The 1,748-nt window shown below is 57.4% G+C and carries 1 protein-coding gene and 1 pseudogene; one reads left to right on the top strand and one right to left on the bottom strand.

Annotated elements, in window-relative coordinates:
* A partial coding sequence (locus V7680_RS15585) for an ACS family MFS transporter (protein ID WP_335654167.1) occupies positions 1 to 1,169 on the bottom strand: 1,169 nt, incomplete at its 3' end.
* A gap of 145 nt (positions 1,170 to 1,314) precedes the next feature.
* Between V7680_RS15585 and V7680_RS15580 the strand changes: the two are divergent.
* Positions 1,315 to 1,748 (top strand): annotated as a pseudogene (locus tag V7680_RS15580) (4-hydroxyphenylpyruvate dioxygenase); the annotation flags it as partial.

Raw genomic sequence — 1,748 nt, 5'->3', positions numbered from 1 at the left:
AACACCAGAGCCCAGGATCCGGTGACGTCCAATATCCAGCCGCTGACCAGCACCCCGACGATGCCGGGAATGGTACCGGCGGTATTGGTAATCCCCATCAAGGTCCCGGCATGTTCCGGCGCGATGTCCATATGATTGACGAAAAAGCCGCTGACCGCAAAAGCGCCGAGTGCGCTGCCGATGGTCATGATGGTGATCGCGGTGACCGCATCTTCCGCCTGACCGACGATCAGCAGCGCTATAATGCTGCCGCCAAAACCGATCAGCATCATCAGCTTGCGCACCCGGGTGATAGTCATGCCGCTGCCGATCAACCGGTCCGCGACAACTCCGGACAGGTTTATGCAGATGAACAAGGCGATATGCGGCATCATCGCGAAAAATCCGACCGAGGCATAATCGACGCCCAGCCCCTTGGTGACAAAAGTCGGCAGCCAGGCGAGCAGGACATAGAACCACCAGTTGTTGCAGAAATGGGCGACGATCACCGCCCAGACCGGCATATTGGTCATCAATGCGCGCCACGGCGTCGCGACAGCGGGGCTATCGGCAATCGTGTCGGCGGCAATCAGGTCCAGCTCTGCCTGGCTGATGCCGGCTTGCAGGCGCGGGCTCGATGCAATGAGAAAATACCAGGCCGCGCACCAGATGAAACCGACGCTGCCAAATATATAGAAGACCCATTCCCAGCCCCAGCTCGCGACAATGACCGGTGTCGCAAGCAATGCGAACACGGTGCCCAGAGGAATGCCGCTATTAGAGAATCCAGCGGATCGCGAGCGCTCCCTGACCGGTATCCAGCGCGCGTAGAGCGCGTAAATCGCCGGAAAAGTAACCGCCTCGCCCATGCCCATCAATATCCGGGCAACAATCAGAACCGCGATACCCAGTGCTGCAGCCGGAGGTGCGACCAAAGTAAAGAGCGACCAGATCAAAACCCCGAAGCCGAGCACAACCTTGCCGCCATAACGATCGGCCAGCTTTCCGCCGACAACCTGGGTGAGCAAATAGCCGATGAAGAAGCTCGACAGCACCAGACCCTGGGTCGACAGGTTCCAGCCATAGGTTTCCACCATCGGGATGATCGCGACCGAGATTGCGACCCGGTCCATGTAGCAGATGAAAATGGCCAGAAAGGCCATGAAGGCCAGTTGATGGCGTTTTTGCATAGTCACCCTCCCCGATGATGCCCGCTGGTCCTGTTTTATACGGATCGGCTCGACGGCTATTTACTTGCATATATCGCCCCGATCCCCTATAGTATCATTTGAAACTATATTGCGTCTCCACGCATCATTATCTCGAGGAAATCCTGTGACTGATCTGTTTGAAAATCCTGTGGGCCTGGACGGCTTTGAATTTGTCGAATTTTGCGCGCCCGAGCGCGGTGTCCTCGAACCCGTGTTCGAAGTCATGGGCTTTACCGAGATTGCCCAGCATCGCAGCAAGGATGTCCATCTCTGGCGGCAGGGCGGCATCAATCTGATCATCAATTACGAGCCCAAGTCGGCGGCCTGGTATTTTGCTCGCGAGCATGGACCTTCGGCCTGCGGCATGGCTTTCCGGGTGAAAGACGCGCGCAAGGCTTATGCCTATCTGCTCGAAAAAGGTGCCGAACCCGTCAATGTGCAAACCGGACCGATGGAATTGCATATCCCGGCGATCCGCGGCATCGGCGGGGCGATCCTCTATCTGGTCGACCGCTATGACGGTGGCGATCGCGGCGAGAATCTGTCGATCTACGATAT

The sequence above is a fragment of the Parasphingorhabdus sp. genome (genome assembly GCF_036963705.1).
Classification (GTDB): domain Bacteria; phylum Pseudomonadota; class Alphaproteobacteria; order Sphingomonadales; family Sphingomonadaceae; genus Parasphingorhabdus.
The sequence above is the reverse complement of the archived record's forward strand: the minus strand, read 5'-3'. Positions and strand labels throughout refer to the sequence as shown.